The sequence below is a fragment of the Actinomyces sp. HMSC065F11 genome (genome assembly GCF_001813085.1).
GTDB classification, from domain to species: Bacteria; Actinomycetota; Actinomycetes; order Actinomycetales; family Actinomycetaceae; genus Gleimia; species Gleimia europaea.
Genome location: NZ_KV811484.1, coordinates 223,226 through 243,680, shown reverse-complemented (window position 1 = coordinate 243,680; position 20,455 = coordinate 223,226). Strand labels below are relative to the sequence as shown.

The following is a 20,455-nucleotide window of genomic DNA, read 5'->3' as shown; positions in this document are numbered from 1 at the left end:
TTTGCAAATGCCGGCTCCTCGTTGAGCACGGCTTAGCGCCCCTATAGTCTAGCTCACACTTACGGGGCAAATTAGGCCAAATGGCACGCCTTTCGACTCTCCGCTACCCCACTGCGGGCACACGAGTACAAAACATGCGTGCATGGGCCTTGCGCACATGAACCGAGTGCGGCTACCTCGCTACTGGAACGACACAAACCACGGGCGCGGTTCGATGCCCATAGTCTGCTTCGCGTTCAGCATCGGCTTGTCCTCATCGATGAAGTTCTTCCACGCCATCCAAACCCACGGCTGCAGGTCTTCACGAATCACGTCCCACGTATGCATCTTCGCTTCCGGACTTCCGTGGCCATCCACGTGAACAACCGTTGCCAGTTCAAGATGCTGCACCATCTGGTCGCGGTCGCGAATCATCTGCAACTGAAACTGGTGCAACATAAACACCTTCTGCGGAAGATTGTTATCGCGCACAAGCTCGGCGAGCCACTGCGAAACCTCATTCACTTCCGCAATCTCAACGTGGCCAACCTGCTGCAAATGCACCTGGTCGCCATACAACTTCCACTCCGGATCGAGCGCCAATCCAACGTTCGGGCGCTTCAACAGTTCCGCGTAAAGCTTTGCCTGATCAAGCAGTTTCGCATGCCCCGGCTGCAGATCAATAATCGCGTAGCCACCCACCTCTGTAATCGCATCAACAGACGGAACCAAATCAGCTGCCGGCGTCACATCCGAATAAAGGCCGTCATCTCCCGCACCTGCCGATGCAACCGTCGCAATGATTTCAAACGCCGGAATAACCGACACATCACTGAACTGCTGGTACTGTTGCGCGTACTGCAATGCCAGTTGTGCTGCTTCAGCAGGTGATTGCTCACCTAGCACTCCCAAAGCCGCCAGCTTCGGGTGGCCGTACAGGGCCACCATTCGCCTGCCGGGGAACACCAGGCCACCCCCGCCCGGCAACTCATCCGCAGAAGTCGCCAGGTGGGCGGTTTGGGCCAGCATCCGCGTTCCCCCAAAATCCGGGCCTAAACCAACCGCAACCCTACCCTCGCGCATCATCTTCATTGACTCACTCGTCGCACGCGGATCAGCCTGCGCCAGCACGCTCACGTCAAGTCCCGCAGTCAGTGCGTTAGCTACCACGCCCAAAGGAGAATCCTGCGTGGCAAAGCCAACCGCATTCGGATTCGCTTTTCCCGTTTCACCGTGCGGAAGGGAAGCTAGCTCCACCATTCGCGAGGTGGGGGCTGCCTCAGTATGTCCCGTCTCGATTTCCTCCCCGCCGGTTTGCTCTGTCTGAGCGGGGAGTTCCGTAACGTCCTCGGCTACCGGCTGCGGCTCAAACTCTGGCACCGCCATATTGGCTGGATCAAGACTTAGCAGATCATCCACGCCAAACTCATCGGCAACGCGGACTTCGGAACCCAAAACGGTGCTCAGCGCCTGCACGTCGCCCGCATCCGTCATCACATCCACATCAGCTACAACGTCCACTGCGCCCACGGCCAATACCGTCTTCACGCCCAAACGAGTTAGCTCCGCACCCACCTCACTGGCGTCCGTCTCGGTCAACATCGGGATTGAGAGAGCTCGCGCCACCGCGGCCGCCCGCGCCTGCGCAACCGGTTCTGTAGATGCAACCACCGCGGCCTCAGCCTGATCAAACAGCGCCTTTGAAACCTCCACATCCGTATCAAAAGCAACCGTTTCAGTAGGCGCGGCGGGCTGCGTAGCCTCTGTAAGTTCAGACGCAGATTCAGAGGAGCCATTAGGCGCGCTTGAGCAGGCCGCTAGACCACTCATCATCAATGCGGCAACCAAACCGGACAGAAACCGTGCCCTAATCGAAAACGCGCGCATACCAAACCCCTCAGATCGCTAGCGCCCAAAGTCTAACAAGTATGCGAACATCCGCCCGAACACAGGCCCACTGAAGCCAGCCAAAGGTCTACAAAACAAAGTCGACTGCACGGCCTCGCTAAATGTAACGGGACACCCAGCTGGCGATAATCTCTCCCGCCCAGGCAGCTACACCCGGCCTTGTCAACAAATGATCCGCTCCGTCTAGTGCCACGAAACTCTTCGGCATCTGCGCAGACCGGTAAATATCCATTGCGTTATGCACGTCCACAACCCCATCTTGAGGCGAATGCATCACCAACAGAGCAGCAGAGAGCGAACTGATCTTCTTATGAAAATCGTCCTGATTCTTAAGGTCGTGAAAAATTGGTGCTCCCACTAGCATTTCGTGACCCGCAATCTGAATGACAGCCGTGCCCTGTTGAAATACCGGCGTCAAGCGATCCTTCAAAATCTCAGCCACATGCCCCGGATCCGAGGGCGCCGCAATAGTTGTAACCGCGACAACCGAATCTAAATCCCCAGCTGCTGCAAGTACCGCTGCGCCGCCAAGTGAATGACCCACCAGTAGCTTCACTGTGCGTCCCTGCGAGTTCATCCACCGGCAGGCGGCTTTCAAATCTTCAACATCGGCAGAAAACGTAGACTCTGTGAAGTTTCCAGCCGACGCTCCCAGCCCCGCAAAATCGAAACGCAACACGCCAATCCCGCGATTCTTCAAAGCTTTCGCAATCCGTGACACCGCGGGAACAGAAATGTTGCACGTGAAACAATGCGCAACGATGGCCCAAGTTCGCGGCTCGCCATCGGGGGTATCCAACACCCCGCTGAGCTTCAGTCCCGTCGCGCCTTCAAACGTAACCTGCTGCGCCATGCCCCGCTCCTTCGCGCGCACCGGCCTCTTAGAATCCGACCTCTTTATCGACTACAAAATGAGGGCGATGCTTGACCTCACGATAAATTCTACCCACGTATTCGCCAATCACACCCAACGCAAGTAGCTGAATTCCTGAAAACGCAATGATCGCCGCAATAGTCGTAACGTAACCGGGAGTCTGCACGCCGTAAATCGACCAGTTGACGATTAGCCAAACCAGGTAAACAAGGGCCAGGGCAAACATGAAACCGCCGAGACCCGCAACCATGCGTAGCGGCTTCGCGTTAAATGAGACAATCCCGTCCCAACCGTAATTGAACAGGGACTTCAGCGACCACGAAGAAGCCCCCGCAATGCGCTGCTCATTCTCATACTTCACGTAGGAAGTGGGGTAGCCGATCCAAGAGAACAAACCCTTTGAAAACCGCGAGCGCTCATCGAGAGCGAGGAGTGTTTCCACAGCTCGGCGCGAAAGCAGACGAAAATCGCCGGCTCCGTCCACGAGCTCCACTTCCTCCATCATCTTGTTGGACAGCCTGTAATACATGCGCGAAAAAGCGGTTCTTAGCTTCGAGTCACCATCGCGATTGCGAAGCGCAACCACCTGGTCAACGCCCTCTTCCTCCATCGTCTGAATCAGCTTAGGAATCAGCCGGGGCGGATGTTGCAAATCCGCATCCATGATCAAAGTGGCGTCACCATCGGCATACGCCAGCCCAGCGAGCATAGCCGGTTCTTTCCCGAAATTGCGCGAAAACAACACGCCGCGAACCCGGTCATGTTTGCCCGCAAGCTCCTCAATCACCGCGGCAGTATTGTCCGAAGACCCATCATCAACCAAAATGAGGTTCCAATCTTGCGGACCGTCCACAAAAACGGCCTCCACCTGGCGAACCAACTCAGGTAGCGTCTGCTCCTCATTGAAACAGGGCACAACAATGGAAATCTTCTGCAATTGCACGCCTAAAGTATAACAGCGACAAAAGGCGCCCAGTTATGCCGCCGCCAAGCCCAAAAACAAGGGGAGCGCGGCAAACCACCGCGCTCCCCTTAACCGCAAAGCGGCCAAGGCCTCACAGAATCAAACCTGCTCGGGAACCATCGAGATCGAGCCGCACGGGCACTCCTCGGCACAAATTCCGCAACCCTTGCAGTAGTCGTACTTGAACTCGTACTCGCCCGGCTTGATCTTCGTGATCGCATTATCTGGGCACACGCCAAAGCAGTTGTCACAACCAAAACAGTTGCCACACGACATGCAGCGGCGAGCCTCAAACAGCGCCGAATCCTCGTCCAGACCCTTCACGACCTCATCAAACGTAGACGCGCGGCGCGGCCCCTCCAAACGAGCGCGCATACGTCTTGGTGCATCCGCGTAATACCAGGTGGTCAGGCGCTCAAACGCAGCGTCATCATGCTTGACCGCCGGCTCGTACTCGCCTCCGCGCAGATATGCGTCGATGTAGCGAGCAGCCTTCTTGCCGTGACCAATCGCAACCGTAACCGTGCGCTCAGATGGCACCATGTCACCACCCGCGAACACGCCCTTCAGGCCCGTCATCATCTGGCGATTAACCTGTACCACGCCATCTTCAATCTGAATGTCCTTAGCGTTTTCAATCAGCGACAGGTCGGCCTCCTGGCCGAGCGCCATGATCAGCGAATCCGCGCCAAGCTCTTCAAACTCGCCGGTGGGCTGAGGGAATCCCTTCTCATCCAGCTCCATCTTCTCAATCGTGATCGAACCGCCATCCACGTGCTTAACCGTGGAGAGCCAGCGCATCATAATGCCTTCCTCCTCGGCCTCCTTGACCTCAGAGTCGTGTGCCGGCATACGGTCACGCGTGCGGCGATACAAAATCACAGCCTCTTCCGCGCCGAGCCTCTTAGCTGTACGAGCAGCATCAACAGCAGTGTTGCCACCACCGTAAACCACCACGCGGCGGCCCAGCAGCGGCTTGTCACCCGTCTCCACCTCGGACAGCATCGAAACTGCGTCCATGATCTTCGCCGACTCACCCGCAGGCACGTAAGCGCGCTTACCGATATGAGCACCAACCGCGAGGAACACCGCGTCAAAGTCGTCCGTCACGTCCTCAACGTTCTCAACCTTTCGGTTAAGCTCGATCTTCACGCCCATATCCACAATGCGCTGAATCTCGCCCTCAAGGATGCCGCGCGGCAGACGGTAAGACGGAATACCGAACCTCATCATGCCGCCAGCCATCGGACCAGCCTCGTAAATCGTCACGTTATGACCCAAACGTCGCAGATGATACGCCGCGGACAAGCCGGACGGGCCCGCACCAACAATCAGCACGTTCTTACCCGTATCCGCATTCACCGGCTCAACCGTCCAGCCTTCCTCAAGCGCCTTATCGCCCAAGAAACGCTCAACCGCATTGATCCCCACGGTCTCATCAACCTTGCCGCGGTTACACATCGTCTGACACGGGTGGTAGCAAACGCGCCCCATCACGGCAGGCATCGGATTGTTCACCATAATTTCGCGCCAAGCGGACTCGTAGTCACCCTCTTCGGCGTGGTAAAGCCACTGCTGAACGTTCTCACCAGCCGGACACGCCTTATTACAAGGAGGTAGCAAATCCACGTAGATCGGACGCTCCGTGCGCCACGAACCCGTCTCGTTTGCCAGCGACGAACCCACGTCCAAAGTGATAGCAAACGGCTTCGTATCACCACTAATGCCAGAAGTTGCGTCACTGCGTGCCGCCGCCGAAACGTCTACGGCCTCACTTGTCACATCACTCTTACTCATCGTCAGTTCTGTCCTTGCTTGTCCGCCTTGCCAGCGCCCTCGCCAGCCTTCACATTTGCAGCCCCGTCAGCGCGCGTTTGCGTGCCCGCAGAGTATTCACCTTGCGTTGAGGTCGCGTCCGTCTGCTCCGTGGCGCCCTCGTCAAACTCATCAAATGGCTTCCTGAACCCGTAGCGAGCCTCTTCAAACTCCACAAAACGCTCAGTTGCGAGGTCATAATCCTCATCATCCACCAGGTTGTAGCGGCGAATATTCCTATCCGCACCCGCCTGGATGCGCCTGATCGCCTCCTGGTCGCCACCCTTCTTAAACAGGTGTGCGAACCGGCGTTGCGGCTTCAAATACTCCTCAACCGGGGTGGGCCTACGTAGCTTCATCACCGAAGTGACCTCACCATACTCGGCCTCGTAAACCGGGAAAATACCCGTCTGTACGGCAAGGCGTGCCAAATGGACCGTCTGCGCCGAGGCCGAGCCCCAACCCAGCGGACACGGCACCAAAACGTGAATGTAACGCGCTCCGTGGAACTGCATCGCGCGGTTCACCTTGTACTCCAAGTCGCGCAAGTCCGCCACGGTTGCCGTTGCCACGTACGGGATTTCGTGAGCCATCGCGATGCGCGGCATGTCCTTACCCTGGCCCCACTCGTTGCCCGGATTCGGACCCACCGGTTGGGTGGTAGCCGTGCGCGCCGTCGCCGGCGTAGCACCCGAACGCTGAACGCCCGTATTCATGTACGCCTGGTTGTCGTAACAGATGTAAAGCACATCATCATTGCGCTCAAACATGCCAGACAGCGGGCCAAAGCCAATATCTACCGTGCCGCCGTCACCGCCCTGAGCCACCACGCGCGTTGTACGGCCCTTTGCCTTAAACGCTGCGGCCGCGCCCGTTGCCACCGCCGCCGCGTTGCCAAACAGGGAATGCAGCCAGGGAATAGTCCAAGACGTTTCCGGATAGGGCGTTGAAAATACCTCCAAGCATCCGGTTGCATTAATAGCCACCATGTCCTTATCGGTTGCACGCATCGCCGTATCGAGGGCATAGCGGGCGCCCAACGCCTCACCGCATCCCTGACAAGCGCGGTGACCGGAAGTCAGCGAGTTATAGCGGTCCGGATCCGACTGAACCGAACGCAACTGCTTGTCAGCCAGACGGTTACCCACCGCATAAGAGCCAACCTGGTAAAACTTAACCTTCTCTCGCGCCGGAATAGCAGTTTGGCGCACCTGCGGAAAGTCCTCACGTACTCCACTATCAGTACTCATCAGTTATCCGCCTTCGTAGAAACTTCCAAATCCAACTTCGCGTTCACCCGATCCTGCATGTCGCGAATCATGTTCTCAGCAGGAGCACCCGAACGACGCGTGCGTGCCTCGCGCTCCAACTCACGCTCAACGAGTTCCTTATCCAAATCTAAGAAAGTGAGGTGATCGACGTCGTCAACAACCGCCTTATCGAGGTATTCATGCAACGAGCCCGCGGTAATGTTGCGGCCACCCAGGCCTGCGATCAGCTCGTGACAGGTGAAGTTCAATCCGCGCATTGCCGCCCGGCAGTGCGATGACACGATGCCACCAATGCCCACCGAGAACGCCTTTTCCAAAACCACAAAACGCTTCGCGCCCTGCAAGACCTCACGAACCGCGTCGGAGGGGAAAGGACGGAAAGAGGTAATGCCGAGAACGCCAATCTTCTCGCCGCGAGCGCGGCGAGCATCAACGACGTCCTTGATCGTGCCGAGTACAGATCCAAGTGCCACGATGATCGTTTCCGCGTCCTCGCACTTATACGGGCGCACCAAACCGCCAGAATCGCGGCCAAACACCCGCTTAAACTCTTCTTGAACCTGCGGAATAAGCTCCAACGCCTGCAACTGCTTCGCGTGAGCCAGGTAGCGGACCTCAGTGAACGCCTCCGGACCCACCATCGCGCCAATCGAAACCGGATCGGACGGATCCAGCACCTGCCGCGGCTCATAGGACGGCAAGAACTTCTCAACCTGCCCAGCCTCGGGCACATCCACCTGCTCCACCGCGTGAGTCAAAATGAAGCCATCCATGCACACCATGACGGGCAACGAAAGCTCCTCCGCGATGCGGAAAGCCTGCACGTGCAAGTCCGCGGCCTCCTGGTTGTTCTCCGCGTAAAGCTGCAACCAACCCGAATCGCGCTGGCTCATCGCATCCGTGTGGTCATTCCAAATGTTGATCGGAGCGCCAATCGCACGGTTCGCAACCGTCATCACAATCGGCAAGCCTAGACCCGAAGCGTTATAAACAGCCTCAACCATGTACAACAAGCCCTGCGACGCCGTAGCCGTGTACGCCCTCGCGCCCACCGCCGACGCACCAATGCATGCCGACATTGCAGAGAACTCCGACTCCACATTCACATACTCGCAATGCTCCAACTTGCCGGACTTAACCAGAGCTGAAATGGCCTCCACAATATGGGTTTGCGGACTAATCGGGTAGGCCGCAACGACCTCAGGATGGCACGCAGCAACAGCCTTCGCGATGGCTTGCGAGCCCTCAATCTGCTCAAGCATTATCTACCTTCATTTCCTCAACCAAACGGAATGCGGCCTTCGCGGCCTCCTGGTTCGCCTCGCCAACCTTGCCTGCAAATCGGCCCGAGATCGCGCCGAGCACCGACTCCAAACGCACAATTCCGGTTAGCGCCGAAACACCACCCAAAAGCACCGCGTTAGGCAGCGGACGCCCCAGGTGTTCCAACGCAATCTCAGTGGCTGGAATCGTAACAATATGTCCCGGTAAAGAACGTTCCTCCAACTCGGCTAGTCCGAGCTCTTCCAGCGACTTTGCTGAATTCACAAGGCCGTAGCCGTCCGGCTGCAAACCTGAAAACACGTCCATAATCGGCAAAAGAGTTGGATCTTGAACAATAACCACATTTGGCGAGAGCACAGGCTCGCGACTGCGAATCACTTCATCGCGGATCCTGCAGTAAGACACAACCGGGGCGCCCATACGCTCAGACCCAAAAGAAGGAAAAGCCTGCGCGTGGTGGCCGTCTTCGAATGCCGCCATTGCCAACAGGTCCGCGGCAGTTACAACACCCTGTCCGCCTCGACCATGAATTCTTATTTCGACCATATGTTCATGCTAGGCACGTGCCAGTTGCGCAATGGTGCAGGCCAGCAGATCGTTGAATTAGTGCGGCTTAACCCTGTTAACCAATTATGAAAATGGCGCGGTTTTCATAATTTGCGTGTTACATATATGTACCTGCCGCTAGGCTTCAGCAGGCTCTTCCAAGCGCTTGGCAAGCCTGGTGAACACGCGCTCAATCACCTCGGCCTCCCCCGTCGATAACTCGTTCAACATCAGTTGCTCGACCTGACGCGCATGCAACTTCCCAGCCTCCAAGAACGTATGCCAACCCGCTTCCGTGAGCTGCACGTACAATCCGCGAGCGTCACCTTCTACATCACCTCGACATATCAAGCCGCGCTTTTCCAGCACCTTCACCTGGTACGACAAGCGGGATTTCGAGAACGACATCTTGGCGGCGAGGTCTTTAAACCTCAATCTGCGCCCCTCGGCCTCCTGCAACAACACGAGCACGTTATATTCCGCGAGCGTCACGCCAGCGCCCTCGCGAAGCACCGCTTCCATAGCGTCCTGCGCGCGTGCCGTAGTTTCAAAATAGAGACGCCAAGCACGCCACGTAGCTACCTTGCGTTTCGCTTCCTCCGGCGAGGAAGCTGCGATGTTAACGCGCGGCCTCGCGTCCTTTTCACTCAACTCACCCAAGGGAACCCAGCATTTCTTCCAGTGGCGTCACGTTTTTGAACTTATCGTCAGCCTCCGCCCGACCAATCGCGGGACGAGCAACTAGCGCCATCGCGAACTGAGCACCCGCGCTCTGAATCCTCTCGTGCAACGGCGCGTCGCGCGTGCCGTCATTCTTATCAATCACGTCGCCAAAATCATCGGACGCCGCGAACACGGCCGAAGGCATTACGTCCATCCGCAGGTACGAAAACAGTGGGCGCATCGCATAATCAATCATCAGCGAGTGTCGAGCCGTGCCACCCGTAGCGCCAAGCAGCACCGGTTTTTCGCGGAGCGGATCCTCAAACAAATCCCAAAACGCCTTGAACAAACCTGAATAGGACGCTTGAAATGTAGGCGAAACAGCTATTACACCATCGGCCTCGCGCACCGCCTGCAACGAGTCAGCCAAATCCCCGACCGGGTTCATCGTCAGCATCGCGTCCATGATCGCACCAGCCAAAGGCCGCAACTCAACGACCTGCACATCCGCGCCCACACCCTCCTGGGACAAGTGGTTCGAGGTTGCCTCAGCAAGCGCCTTAGCCAGCCTCGTCGACGACGCCGACTCGGACAGGCCACCACTTACCACCACCACGCGACGCGAAGCCGGAGTGAACGGATCACGCGTAGAGTCAATCGCTCCGCCCTCAAAAATCTCACTCATCTTTCCTCCAAATGCTCTACTTCGAGCCGCTTTCGCCACGCTCGGACCGATCCGCAAACGCCTGTGACCCAGGGCCACCACCCGCTATCGGCGCCCTACCTGCACGGTCGCGTTCCACCAGGAACTCGTGAGTGGGACCATCCGGCACATGCGCGGGCCTCATCGAATCGAACTCCGCCTGCAAAACCGGAAGAACCTCACCCCACATATCAAGCTGTTCCAATACCGTCTTTTGCGGCAAACCAGCATGGTCAATCAGGAACATCTGGCGCTGATAGTCGCCCACCCATTCGCGGAACTCGAGCGTGCGATCAATAACTTCCTGTGGCGACCCCACAGTCAGCGGCGTCATACTCTGATACTGCTCCAACGATGGGCCATGACCATAAACCGGCGCATTATCGAAGTACGGGCGGAACTCATTCACGGCGTCTTGCGAATTCTTCCGCATAAACACCTGTCCACCCAGCGCCACAAACGCCTCATCCGCCTTCCCGTGACCGTAATACTCGTAGCGTTCACGGTACAGGTTCACCATGCGGATCACGTGGTCCTTCGTCCAGAAAATGTTGTTATGGAAGAAGCCGTCACCGTAGTACGCGGCCTGCTCCGCAATTTCGGGACTGCGGATCGACCCGTGCCACACAAACGGGGCCACCCCATCCAACGGACGTGGCGTGGCAGTGAATCCCTGCAACGGCGTGCGGTATTTACCCTGCCAGTTGATCACGTCCTCGCGCCACAAACGGTAGAGCAGATTGTAATTTTCAACCGCCAACGAGATGCCCTCGCGAATATCCCTTCCAAACCACGGATATACCGGGCCGGTATTTCCCCGCCCCAGAGCGAGGTCCACTCGACCATCAGCCAAATGTTGCAAATAAGCGTAATCCTCAGCCAGACGCACCGGATCCATCGTGGTAATCAAGGTGACCGCGGTTGAAAGGATGATGCGCTCGGTTTGCGCTGCCAAATATGCCAGAAGAGTCGGCGGGTTGCCGGGCGCCACAAACGGAGGATTATGGTGCTGACCAGTTGCAAACACGTCAAAGCCGACTTCCTCGGCATGTTTTGCTATCTCAACGGTGTTCTTGATGCGCTCGTTTTCTGAGGGTGCGGTGTGGTTTACCGGGTCACGAGTAATGTCACCGATGGTGAAAATCCCAAACTGCATGGCTCTCCTAGGTAGAAAATCAGACTCAAAACATGATTGTTCAAGTTTGAACGACTAGGTTCAGTTTAACAACTACATTCCCGCACGCAACGGATAAGCCCATTTATGAGCCGCCCAACCACAACCTCCACGCACGATGCACACAAAAGTGGCCGCGAGACTAAACTCGCGGCCACCTTCAAGTAGCTAACAACAGCGCCTCATGCGCCAGTAACCATTAACTAGGCTTGCTGCCACACAGCATCAAACGGGGTGTGCGCGGGAAGACTTCCCGCAATACCGCGCGTCACAATCTCCTTAGCGACGCGCACAGCCTCGTAAATATCCGAGCCCTTAGCAAGCTCGGCCGTAATCGCGGCAGCAAGCGTGCAACCCGCGCCCGTTGGACGCTCATCGCCAATCTTCGGCGAGGCATAGCGCGTGATCTTCTCGCCGTCCCACAGCAAATCAACGGCCTCGTCGCCTCCAAGCTGCATGCCACCCTTAGCAAGCACATACTTCGGACCAAGTTCGCCGATCTTTTGCGCCGCGCGAGCCAAATCGGCCTCCGTGCGCACCTCAATGCCAGAAAGCTGCTCCGTCTCAAACAAGTTCGGCGTCACAACCGTTGCCAGCGGCAACACCTTTGTCTTCAGCGCCTCGTCCGTATCGTGCGCGTCACCAGCCTCCTGGCCCTTACAAATCAAAACCGGGTCAAGAACAATGTTCTTCCACTCGTTTGTCGCCAGTGCCTCGCGCACCGCCTCAATAGTGGCCACAGTGCCAAGCATGCCGATCTTCGCCGTATCCACATCCCACGTGGAAACCCCAGCCTCAACCTGATCCTTAATCACCTGCGGATCAACCGGAACAAACCTGTGAGCCCAGTTATTCTTCGGGTCGAATGACACGATGCAAGTAACCGCACCCATACCAAACACGCCAAGCTGGTGGAACGTCTTCAAATCCACCTGTAGCCCGGCACCGCCAGTTGCCTCGTTGCCTGCGATCGTCATGACCTTAACTGGATTGCTCGACGACATTTCCACCTCGATATAAATAGTTCGAAAAGCATAAGCAAGCGCCTTGAGAGCGCACCTACAACGCAAAGATTACACTCAAACTACTGCCTTGCCATATCCACAAAACGCGCGTAATGACCCTGGAAAGCAACCGGAATCGTTCCCGTCTCACCATTGCGGTGCTTGGCAACAATAATGTCGGCCTCACCCGGGCGCTCATCCTGATCGTAATAATCCGGACGATGTAGAAGCATGATCACATCCGCGTCCTGCTCCAGCGAGCCCGACTCTCGCAGGTCGGCGATCATCGGCTTCTTATCCGTACGTTGCTCCGGACCGCGGTTCAGCTGCGCAACCGCAACCACCGGGATCTCCAACTCTTTGGCCAAAAGCTTGAGAGAGCGGGAGAACTCGGAGACTTCCTGCTGACGCGACTCCACCTGTTTGCCTGACGACATCAGCTGGAGGTAGTCAATAACGACGAGTCCAAGATTGTGCTGCTGCTTCAAACGGCGACACTTCGCGCGAATCTCATTCATCGCCATGTTCGGCGAATCGTCGATAAAAAACGGCGCCTTTGAGATGTTAGAAATCGTCTTCGACAGCCGCGTCCAGTCGCGATCTTCCATCTCCCCTCGGCGCATCTTGCCGAAATGCACTCCGGCCTCGGCAGCAATCAAGCGCATACCGATCTCTTCTCGTGACATTTCCAACGAGAAGATCACTGAGGTGATGTTGTGGTGCACCGACGCTGCCCTCATGAAATTCATCGCGAGAGTTGACTTACCCATTGCCGGGCGAGCGGCAACAATAACCATCTGGCCCGGCTGTAAGCCCGTAGTGAGGTGATCCAGGTCTGCAATACCCGTAGGCACGCCCTTCGAAACGTCCTTGTTCTGCGCAAGCTCATCAAGATGGGCAAGTAATGGATCTGCGATCTCAGACAGCTGCACATAATCCGTAGTGCTCCGCCGCTCAGAGACCGCATAAATCTCAGATTGCGCGGCATCCACAATGTCATCAACATCCCCGCCCGTCTCGGCGTAACCGAGCTGAACAATACGAGTGCCTGCCTCCACAAGACGCCGCAGTTGCGCCCGCTCACGCACAATGCGCGCGTAATAACCCACGTTTGCAGCCGTCGGGACCGAAGCGATCAGAGTGTGCAAGTACGTTGGCTCTGGCAGACGGCTTAGATTTCCCTGGCGCTTGAGCTCACCGGCAACTGTGAGGGTATCCACAGGCTCGCCGCGGGAGTACAGCTCCATGATCGTGTTGTGGATCATCTCGTGATCCGGGCGGTAGTAGTCCGAGCTATCCATCGCCTCGATGACATCGTTCACGGCGTCCTTGGAAAGCATCATGGAGCCGAGAACGGATTGCTCCGCTTCAATATCTTGCGGGGGGATTCGATCAAAACCCGACTGGTCTGCCACAAAAACCGCCTTTTAGTTACATGCACCCTGCGCCCACGATTTTAGTGAGGCCGCGCTAGAGACACGCTCTATTTTGCACACAGGCGCGGTTATCAACAGTTACTGAGGGAAACAGTTAATACCGGTAAGGTTATCCCCGAAAGGGCAACTCCAAAAACCCTAAATGTTAATAACTTGTGCATTTTCGGTGGATAACTCCCATAAATTGTTTAAAACCTGTGGATAACGTGTGGATTGTGTGGAAGTCGTGTCAACGATGTCCATTCTCAAACCCTTGGAACAGCGCCAAATTATCCACAGTTTTGTTCACACCCTGTGGAACAAAAGTCGAAGGTAAATAGGTGGATAACTTTGGCACAACACTCAAGTAAGACTGAACCGCAACTTGAAGGTTTAGAGCTCAATCGAGAGATTCTCCGTCTCGCCCTCCCCGCACTCGGGGCACTTTTGGCTCAGCCACTGTTCACTACCATCGACTCGGCTATGGTGGGGCACCTAGGAACGGAGCAGCTAGCGGGCCTCGCCCTCTCTTCAACGATCCTTATGACGGCGGTAGGCCTATTCATTTTCCTGGCTTACTCCACAACATCGATCACCGCGCGAGCACTAGGTGCAGGGAATATTGCTTCTGGCTTGCGTGCAGGCATTGAGGCAATCTGGTTAGCCGCACTTCTTGGCGTCATAACCGCGAGCGCTCTCATTCTGGCAGCCCCCATCATCATCAGCTGGTTTCGAGCCGACACTACTGTTATCCCACACGCCATCGCCTACCTGCAGTACTCATCACCCGGACTCGTAGGCATGCTCGTAGTTCTTGCAGCGACGGGAACATTACGCGGTCTCCTCGACACAAAAACCCCGCTGTACGTTGCCACGGCAGGTGCAGCCGGCAACGCAGCTCTAAACGCGATCTTCATTTACGGGCTAGACATGGGGATTGCCGGTTCTGGTTTGGGCACCGCAATAGCACAAACCTTGATGGGGATCATCCTCGTGGCCGTAGTGGTTAAAGGCGCTCGGCGTGAGGGCGTCAGCCTGAAGCCATCATTCGGAGGATTGCTAGGCGCCACAAACGCTGGCCTGCCACTACTTGTGCGCACTCTGACACTGCGCATCGCGATCCTCGCAACCGTTGCTGTAGTTACGCGTGCGGGCGCGATTGCCCTCGCCGCCCACCAGGTTGTAAACACAGTGTGGAACTTCGCGGCCTTCGCTCTCGATGCTCTTGGAATTTCCGCCCAGTCATTAACCGGCTACTCCATCGGTACCGGCGACCGTGCACGAACCCGCGCGCTCGTTCGCCGCATCACTATTTGGGGTGTTGCAACTGGCGCTGTGCTCGGACTTGTGATTATCGCTGCATCCGGCCTACTTCCATGGATCTTCGGAACCGACCCAACCATGCACAGCGCAGCTATGCGCGGCCTGTGGATTGCGGGCGGTTTCCAAGTTCTGGCCGGTTTTGTTTTCATGATGGATGGCGTGTTGATAGGCGCGGGAGACAACCGTTTCCTCGCTGTGGCCGGCATACTCACGCTGGTGCTATACCTGCCCGTTTTGTGGATTATCCTGGAGGTTTTCGCGGATGAGAAGACCCTTACTGCCACTACGCAAACCACAGTACTTATGTGGGTGTGGGTAGCATTTGCCGGCATATTCATGGGAGCGCGTGCGCTCACTACCGGACTACGCGCTCGCGGATCGAAATGGATTGCTCAAGCCGAAGAGACTCAGTAACACGCGTTTTCGTGGGAGTTGCTCACATTTGTTCGCGCGGTCTGGTACATAAGGGGCCATCACGGTAGCATGAGAGTTCGGTGCACATTTGTGTACCGATTCGCATATCCCTCCTGTCACGGAACTACCGTGACCGTTGAGACCAGAGGAGGTGGGGAAACATGCGTAAGTACGAACTGATGGTGATCTTCGATCCCACCGTTGATGAGCGCACCGTCGGCCCCTCGATGGAGAAGCTTCTGACCAAGGTAACCGAGGCTGGCGGCTCCGTTGAGAACGTCGACATTTGGGGCAAGCGTCGTCTTGCTTACGAAATCAACAAGCAGTCTGAAGGCATTTACGTGGTTGTAGACATGACCACCACGCCGGAAGTTTCCAAGGAAATCAACCGACTGCTGTCACTAAACGAATCCGTGATGCGCACCAAGCTGATGCGCCCGGAAGCGTAACACTGGATGAGAATCTGAGGAGCCAAAGATGGCTGGAGATACCGTAATCACGATCATCGGCAACCTGACTTCCGACCCGGAGCTTCGTTACACCGCGTCGGGCGCACCGGTTGCTAACTTCACCGTTGCGTCTACTCCGCGTAGTTTTGACCGCAACTCTGGGCAGTGGAAGGACGGGGAAACCCTGTTCATGCGCTGCTCTGTGTGGCGCGATGTTGCAGAGAACGTAGCGGACTCCCTAACTAAGGGAACACGCGTGATTGTTCAAGGGCGTCTCCAGCAGCGTTCCTACGAGACCCGTGATGGCCAGCAGCGCACTACCATGGAGCTCGCGGTCGACGAAATCGGCCCGTCGCTTCGTTACGCGCGCACGCAGATTACCCGCAACCCGTCCAACTATGGGGGCGGCGGCGGATACAACCAGGGCGGAATGCAAGATTCCTCTGGTTCAAGCGGACCGTCTTACGGCGGTGACGCTGGCTACGACGCGCCTCAGGGCGGGGCTTCTAATGACCCGTGGGCAACGGGTGGTTCCACGAACTTCGATTCGGAGCCTCCGTTCTAACGGTTCTTATCTAACTTTGCTCAACAACAAGGGCGCACGCTAGTGCGAGAGATTTTTAGGAGACACCATGGCGAAGCCTCAACTTCGCAATAAGCCGATTAAGAAGAAGGCGAACCCGCTAAAGTCCGCCAAGATTGAAAAGATTGACTACAAGGACACCGCGCTTTTGCGCAAGTTCATTTCGGACCGCGGCAAGATCCGCGCCCGTCGTGTAACTGGCGTGTCTGTTCAGGAGCAGCGCAAGATCGCGAAGGCCGTGAAGAACGCCCGCGAGATGGCTCTTCTGCCGTACTCGAGCTCCGGACGTTAAAGAGGGAGGAGACTGAATAATGGCAAAGCTAATTTTGACCCACGATGTCCCTAACCTCGGTGCTGCTGGTGACGTCGTTACCGTTAAGGACGGCTACGCTCGCAACTACCTCGTTCCGCGTCGTCTAGCTGAGCGTTGGACGCCGAGCGCACAGAAGGCACTGGACAAGATCGCTGAGCGCGCGCGTGCGAAGGAAATCGCAAACGTGGATGACGCTCGCGAGGTTCGTGACCAGCTTCAGGAAATCAAGTTTGTTGAGATCTTCAAGCTTGCTTCCACCACCGACGCCCTTTACGGCGCTGTCAAAACCGGTGATATTGCTTCCGCTATCAAGGAAGCATCCGGCATCGACATCGATCGTCGCAAGATCGTCGTGGAGAAGGCTATCAAGTACGTTGGCGACCACAACGTGACCGTCAACCTCCACCCGGAGGTTTCCGCACGAGTCAAGGTTCGTGTAAGCGCCAAGTAGTTTACGCATAAAAGGTGCCGCCCTCATGATTTTGAGGGCGGCACCTTTTATGTCCTACGAAATTGAAGGGCGCCTCTGACGAGGCGCCGTCCAACCTATGGGTTAATGATCCTCACCGGGTTCAGTTGCTGGCTCGGTGGGAGGATTAGTTGCGCCTGTTTCGTTCGGAGCTTGCGTCTGCGCTGGTTCCTGGTTCCTCTCTGTACTCCTAGTTTCTGTAGCTGTAGTCTCCGTTGGAGGCGTGTAAGTTTTGAACGTGGACTTACGGAAGTCAGGCTTGTACCAGTCAAAGTCTGCGACCTCGTACTTGTCGATCGCTTTCAACATGTACGATTGCCACACGGTACCCGGCCATGTGGATCCGGTAACTTCGTATTCTCCACCGAATGGGGTGATGGAGACTTCGTTGCCGTTTTCGCCGATCTGGTACATCGACACGACGGTTGCAAGTTGCGGGATTGCGCCTGCGAACTGTGCAGAACGATTTTCTTCAGATGAACCGGTCTTGGCCAAAACGGGTCGACCGATTATTCCAGCTTTTTCACCGGATCCCCACTGGGCACTGGCCTGCATGCCCGGAAGCGCAGCGGAAATGATTTCGGAGTCGAATACGCGCTCGGTGCTTGTAGGGCCTTGATAAATTTGTTCGCCGTCGTAGCGGGTAACTTCCTTAATTATGTGAGGCGTGCTACGAAGGCCTCCCGACGCGATTGTGGCGTATGCGCGGGTTAGGTCCAGATTGTGCGGTGATGCTGATCCGAGGATATTACGGATCGTGTCGTCAAGGCCCAGCGTGTCTTCTGGAAGGCCAAGCTTAACTGCAGCCTCGCGCGTCTTGCCCGGCCCCATTTCGTTATTCATTTCAACAAATGGGGTGTTTATGGATAGCGCGGTCGCACGAATCATATTGACGTAGCCGAATGAGTAGTCTCCATAGTTACTGAGCGGGGGCGTGACTTCTCCGGTGCGCTTGTCGGTGATTTGTAGCGGCGAGTTGCCGTTGTACATGTCCTCGATTGTTCCACCGGCTTGCATGTATGCGATGAGGCCAAATGGCTTCATCGTTGATCCTGCCATTGCCCTGTCCTGTGTAACGGAGTTGGATTGGCGTTCCTGGTAGTCGGCCCCAGCAAATTCGGCCAGTATTTCTCCGTTGGCTGGGTTAATGGACGAAAGAGCCACCTGAAGTCCTGCATTGTGATCGTCCGGAAGTTCATTAACTGCCTCAACGGCAAAGTTCTGCAGGTCCTTATCCAAAGTTGTAACAATCACGTAACCGCCCGAATCCAGCTGTTCAGGCGTGATGCCTGCACGGCTTTCAAATTCGCTGCGGATCTGTTGCATTAGGTGACCCTTCCAGCCAGTCATGCTGGTTTCAGATTGCGGGTCAATAGTTTCGGGGAAGGCGGTGTTATCTGCTTCTTCCTGAGTGATCCAACCATCTTCAACCATGTGTTTAAGGACGCGGTCAAAGCGGGCTTGTGCCATGTCGGGGTCTACTGCAGGATCCCACGCGGAGGGCGCGGGAATGATGCCGGCAAGCATGGCTGATTCGCTCAATGTCAAGTCTGTTGCGGGATGCCCAAAGTATTTGAGCGAAGCTTCTTCTACTCCGTACGCGCCGCGCCCAAAGTAGATGGTGTTCAGGTAGTTCTCCAGGATTTCCTCCTTGGATTGCTGCCTGTTGATTTTGAGGGCTAGCAGGGCTTCTTTAATCTTGCCCGGGATACTCGTGGTGGTGTCCAGGTAGTATCGCTCGACGTATTGCTGACTGAGTGTGGAGGCACCCTGCAGAGAACCACCGCGTACGTTGTTGATGAAGGCGCGGGCTACGCCCTTCAGATCGATACCAGAGTTGGTGTAGAAAGTTCGATCCTCAGAAGCTATGACTGCTTTCCCAACGTAGTCGGGAATGGTTGAGGTGTCGATTATGGTGCGGTCAATTTCGGCAAAGGTGCCCAGTTCGGTTTCACCATCGGAGTAGAAGACGGTCGTTTTTTGTGCCATCGCAAACTCTCCAGGTTTTGGCACAGTAACGGAGGCGTAAGCGAGCATAAACCCGACGGAGCCAAGAATGACCATCATGAGGATGGTAATGAGAATGCCGATTCCAATACGCGCGCCGGTAGATTTCTTCTTTTTCCCGCCGCTTGTCTTTTTGACGTTTTTGCTAGCGGGTTTGTTCGCGGTTTTCTTGCCGGTTTTGCCGCTCGGTTTACTCGCACTGTTTGTATTTTTTCGAGGCGAAGGCGGCGCTGTATCGGCGGCTTTACTTTGGGGGCGCTTAGGAATAGAAGAGGACGCCTTAGATCCGGTATTGGCGGTCGATCCCTTGTGGTGGATGGAGCGGCGCGAAGGCAGCCCGGAAGGTTTCCGGTTGCTGTTTTTATTAGGTTCGCGACTGTCAGCCATGTGAACCACCTTTCTAGAGCATTGCCCGGCGGCTATCGGATGCCGGGTTCCTCGTTTCGTCTATGTAGTAATTGTGCACGGATTTATTGCGATTCCCACCATTTTAGTAGTTCGTGTTCGGCTTCCGCCTTGCTAAGGGGGCCTCGTTCCATGCGTAGTTCGAGTAAGTATTTGTATGCTTTTCCAACTTGCGGACCCGGCTTTAGGCGCAGCAGTCGCATGATTTCACCGCCGTCCAGGTCGGGCCGTACCGCGTCTAGTTCCTCTTGTTTTTGGAGTTCGTGGATGCGATTTTCGAGGTCGTCGTAGGCGGCTTGGAGGTATGCGGATTTGCGTTTGTTGCGCGTAGTGCAGTCGGCGCGGGTGAGACGGTGGAGGTATTCGAGGTAGGGACCGGCGTCGGTAACGTACCTGCGTACGGCAGAGTCGGTCCACTGTTGTTCACCGTAACCATGGAATCGTTGATGCAGGCGCACTAGTTCGACAACGGCTTTGGTGGTGGCTTTGTCAAAGCGGAGGGCGACCATGCGTTTTTTGGTCATTTTCGCGCCGACGATTTCGTGGTGGTGGAATGTGACGGTTCCGTCGGGTTCGAATCTGCGCGTGGCAGGTTTGCCAATGTCGTGCATTATGGCTGCGAACCGGAGGATGAAATCGGGGCCGGGAACAGGCCCGTCGGGACCGGATTCGAGGGCGATTGCATGTTCGAGGACGGTGAGGGTGTGTTCGTAGACGTCTTTGTGTCTGTTGTGCTCGTCTTTGAGGTCTTGGAGGTTGGATAGTTCAGGCAGGACGATGTCGGCAACCGTGGTGTGGACCATGAGTTCGAGGCCGCGCCGTGGCTTAGGGGATGTCAGTAGCCGTTCGAACTCGGAGCGGATGCGTTCTGCGGAGACGATTTCGAGGCGGG

20 protein-coding genes are annotated in these 20,455 nt (G+C 56.3%); 6 read left to right on the top strand and 14 right to left on the bottom strand.

The window, feature by feature from the left end; translation table 11 throughout:
- Window positions 1-180 precede the first annotated feature (180 nt).
- The 12 genes from HMPREF2891_RS08435 to dnaB form a co-directional block, all read right to left on the bottom strand.
- Window positions 181-1,866 (bottom strand): hypothetical protein, encoded by a 1,686-nt coding sequence (locus tag HMPREF2891_RS08435; protein WP_070664979.1) that lies wholly within the window; start codon window positions 1,864-1,866, stop codon window positions 181-183.
- Window positions 1,867-1,984: 118 nt separating this feature from the next.
- Window positions 1,985-2,740: an alpha/beta hydrolase family protein gene (locus HMPREF2891_RS08430; RefSeq protein WP_070664977.1), complete on the bottom strand. Its 756-nt coding sequence runs from the start codon at window positions 2,738-2,740 to the stop codon at window positions 1,985-1,987.
- Window positions 2,741-2,768: 28 nt separating this feature from the next.
- Entirely contained in the window at window positions 2,769-3,704 is a 936-nt protein-coding gene (locus tag HMPREF2891_RS08425) for a glycosyltransferase family 2 protein (RefSeq protein WP_102218220.1), read from the bottom strand.
- 120 nt (window positions 3,705-3,824) lie between these two features.
- Entirely contained in the window at window positions 3,825-5,522 is a 1,698-nt protein-coding gene (locus HMPREF2891_RS08420) for an NAD(P)-binding protein (RefSeq protein ID WP_233187641.1), read from the bottom strand.
- Window positions 5,523-5,524: 2 nt separating this feature from the next.
- The gene (locus HMPREF2891_RS08415) at window positions 5,525-6,790 is read right to left on the bottom strand and encodes a thiamine pyrophosphate-dependent enzyme (protein ID WP_070618817.1); all 1,266 of its coding nucleotides are present in this window, start codon (window positions 6,788-6,790) and stop codon (window positions 5,525-5,527) included.
- Window positions 6,790-8,073 carry a transketolase C-terminal domain-containing protein gene (locus tag HMPREF2891_RS08410; RefSeq protein ID WP_070664975.1) on the bottom strand — a complete coding sequence of 428 codons (1,284 nt, stop codon included), beginning with the start codon at window positions 8,071-8,073 and terminating at the stop codon, window positions 6,790-6,792. Before HMPREF2891_RS08410 ends, HMPREF2891_RS08415 begins: the two co-directional genes overlap by 1 nt.
- A complete protein-coding gene (locus HMPREF2891_RS08405) occupies window positions 8,066-8,641 on the bottom strand; it encodes a 2-oxoacid:acceptor oxidoreductase family protein (RefSeq protein WP_070664973.1) in 576 nt (191 codons plus the stop codon). Before HMPREF2891_RS08405 ends, HMPREF2891_RS08410 begins: the two co-directional genes overlap by 8 nt.
- Before the next feature lie 138 nt (window positions 8,642-8,779).
- Window positions 8,780-9,292 carry a MarR family winged helix-turn-helix transcriptional regulator gene (locus tag HMPREF2891_RS08400; RefSeq protein WP_222566288.1) on the bottom strand — a complete coding sequence of 171 codons (513 nt, stop codon included), beginning with the start codon at window positions 9,290-9,292 and terminating at the stop codon, window positions 8,780-8,782.
- Window position 9,293: 1 nt separating this feature from the next.
- Window positions 9,294-9,989, bottom strand: a complete 696-nt coding sequence (locus HMPREF2891_RS08395; RefSeq protein ID WP_070664971.1) for a CE1759 family FMN reductase — start codon at window positions 9,987-9,989, stop codon at window positions 9,294-9,296.
- A 16-nt stretch (window positions 9,990-10,005) separates the two neighbouring features.
- Complete coding sequence (locus HMPREF2891_RS08390; protein WP_070664969.1) at window positions 10,006-11,163, bottom strand: LLM class flavin-dependent oxidoreductase; 1,158 nt, start codon at window positions 11,161-11,163, stop codon at window positions 10,006-10,008.
- A 221-nt stretch (window positions 11,164-11,384) separates the two neighbouring features.
- A complete protein-coding gene (gene thiD / locus HMPREF2891_RS08385) occupies window positions 11,385-12,185 on the bottom strand; it encodes a bifunctional hydroxymethylpyrimidine kinase/phosphomethylpyrimidine kinase (RefSeq protein ID WP_070618834.1) in 801 nt (266 codons plus the stop codon).
- Window positions 12,186-12,265: 80 nt separating this feature from the next.
- Window positions 12,266-13,600 (bottom strand): replicative DNA helicase, encoded by a 1,335-nt coding sequence (gene dnaB, locus HMPREF2891_RS08380; protein ID WP_070618837.1) that lies wholly within the window; start codon window positions 13,598-13,600, stop codon window positions 12,266-12,268.
- Between the two features lie 351 nt (window positions 13,601-13,951).
- On the opposite strand from dnaB, the gene HMPREF2891_RS08375 reads away from it, so the two are divergent.
- The 5 genes from HMPREF2891_RS08375 to rplI all read left to right on the top strand — a co-directional run bounded on the left by HMPREF2891_RS08375 (window position 13,952) and on the right by rplI (window position 17,133).
- Window positions 13,952-15,337, top strand: a complete 1,386-nt coding sequence (locus tag HMPREF2891_RS08375) for an MATE family efflux transporter (RefSeq protein ID WP_083311345.1) — start codon at window positions 13,952-13,954, stop codon at window positions 15,335-15,337.
- A 161-nt stretch (window positions 15,338-15,498) separates the two neighbouring features.
- Window positions 15,499-15,786, top strand: a complete 288-nt coding sequence (rpsF, locus tag HMPREF2891_RS08370) for a 30S ribosomal protein S6 (protein WP_016444431.1) — start codon at window positions 15,499-15,501, stop codon at window positions 15,784-15,786.
- A gap of 28 nt (window positions 15,787-15,814) precedes the next feature.
- Window positions 15,815-16,351, top strand: a complete 537-nt coding sequence (locus tag HMPREF2891_RS08365; RefSeq protein WP_070618840.1) for a single-stranded DNA-binding protein — start codon at window positions 15,815-15,817, stop codon at window positions 16,349-16,351.
- A gap of 67 nt (window positions 16,352-16,418) precedes the next feature.
- Window positions 16,419-16,661 carry a 30S ribosomal protein S18 gene (gene rpsR, locus HMPREF2891_RS08360; RefSeq protein WP_016444433.1) on the top strand — a complete coding sequence of 81 codons (243 nt, stop codon included), beginning with the start codon at window positions 16,419-16,421 and terminating at the stop codon, window positions 16,659-16,661.
- Window positions 16,662-16,680: 19 nt separating this feature from the next.
- On the top strand, window positions 16,681-17,133 hold the full coding sequence (rplI, locus tag HMPREF2891_RS08355) for a 50S ribosomal protein L9 (protein WP_070664967.1): 453 nt from the start codon (window positions 16,681-16,683) through the stop codon (window positions 17,131-17,133).
- A 102-nt stretch (window positions 17,134-17,235) separates the two neighbouring features.
- Here the strand turns inward: rplI and HMPREF2891_RS08350 are convergent, their stop codons facing one another.
- Window positions 17,236-19,140: a transglycosylase domain-containing protein gene (locus HMPREF2891_RS08350; RefSeq protein WP_233187639.1), complete on the bottom strand. Its 1,905-nt coding sequence runs from the start codon at window positions 19,138-19,140 to the stop codon at window positions 17,236-17,238.
- Between the two features lie 88 nt (window positions 19,141-19,228).
- On the opposite strand from HMPREF2891_RS08350, the gene HMPREF2891_RS09880 reads away from it, so the two are divergent.
- On the top strand, window positions 19,229-19,549 hold the full coding sequence (locus HMPREF2891_RS09880; protein ID WP_261666861.1) for a hypothetical protein: 321 nt from the start codon (window positions 19,229-19,231) through the stop codon (window positions 19,547-19,549).
- Between the two features lie 79 nt (window positions 19,550-19,628).
- On the opposite strand, the gene HMPREF2891_RS08345 is transcribed toward HMPREF2891_RS09880, so the two are convergent.
- Window positions 19,629-20,455: HD domain-containing protein (locus HMPREF2891_RS08345; protein WP_148131769.1), on the bottom strand; the 827-nt coding region annotated here is incomplete at its 5' end.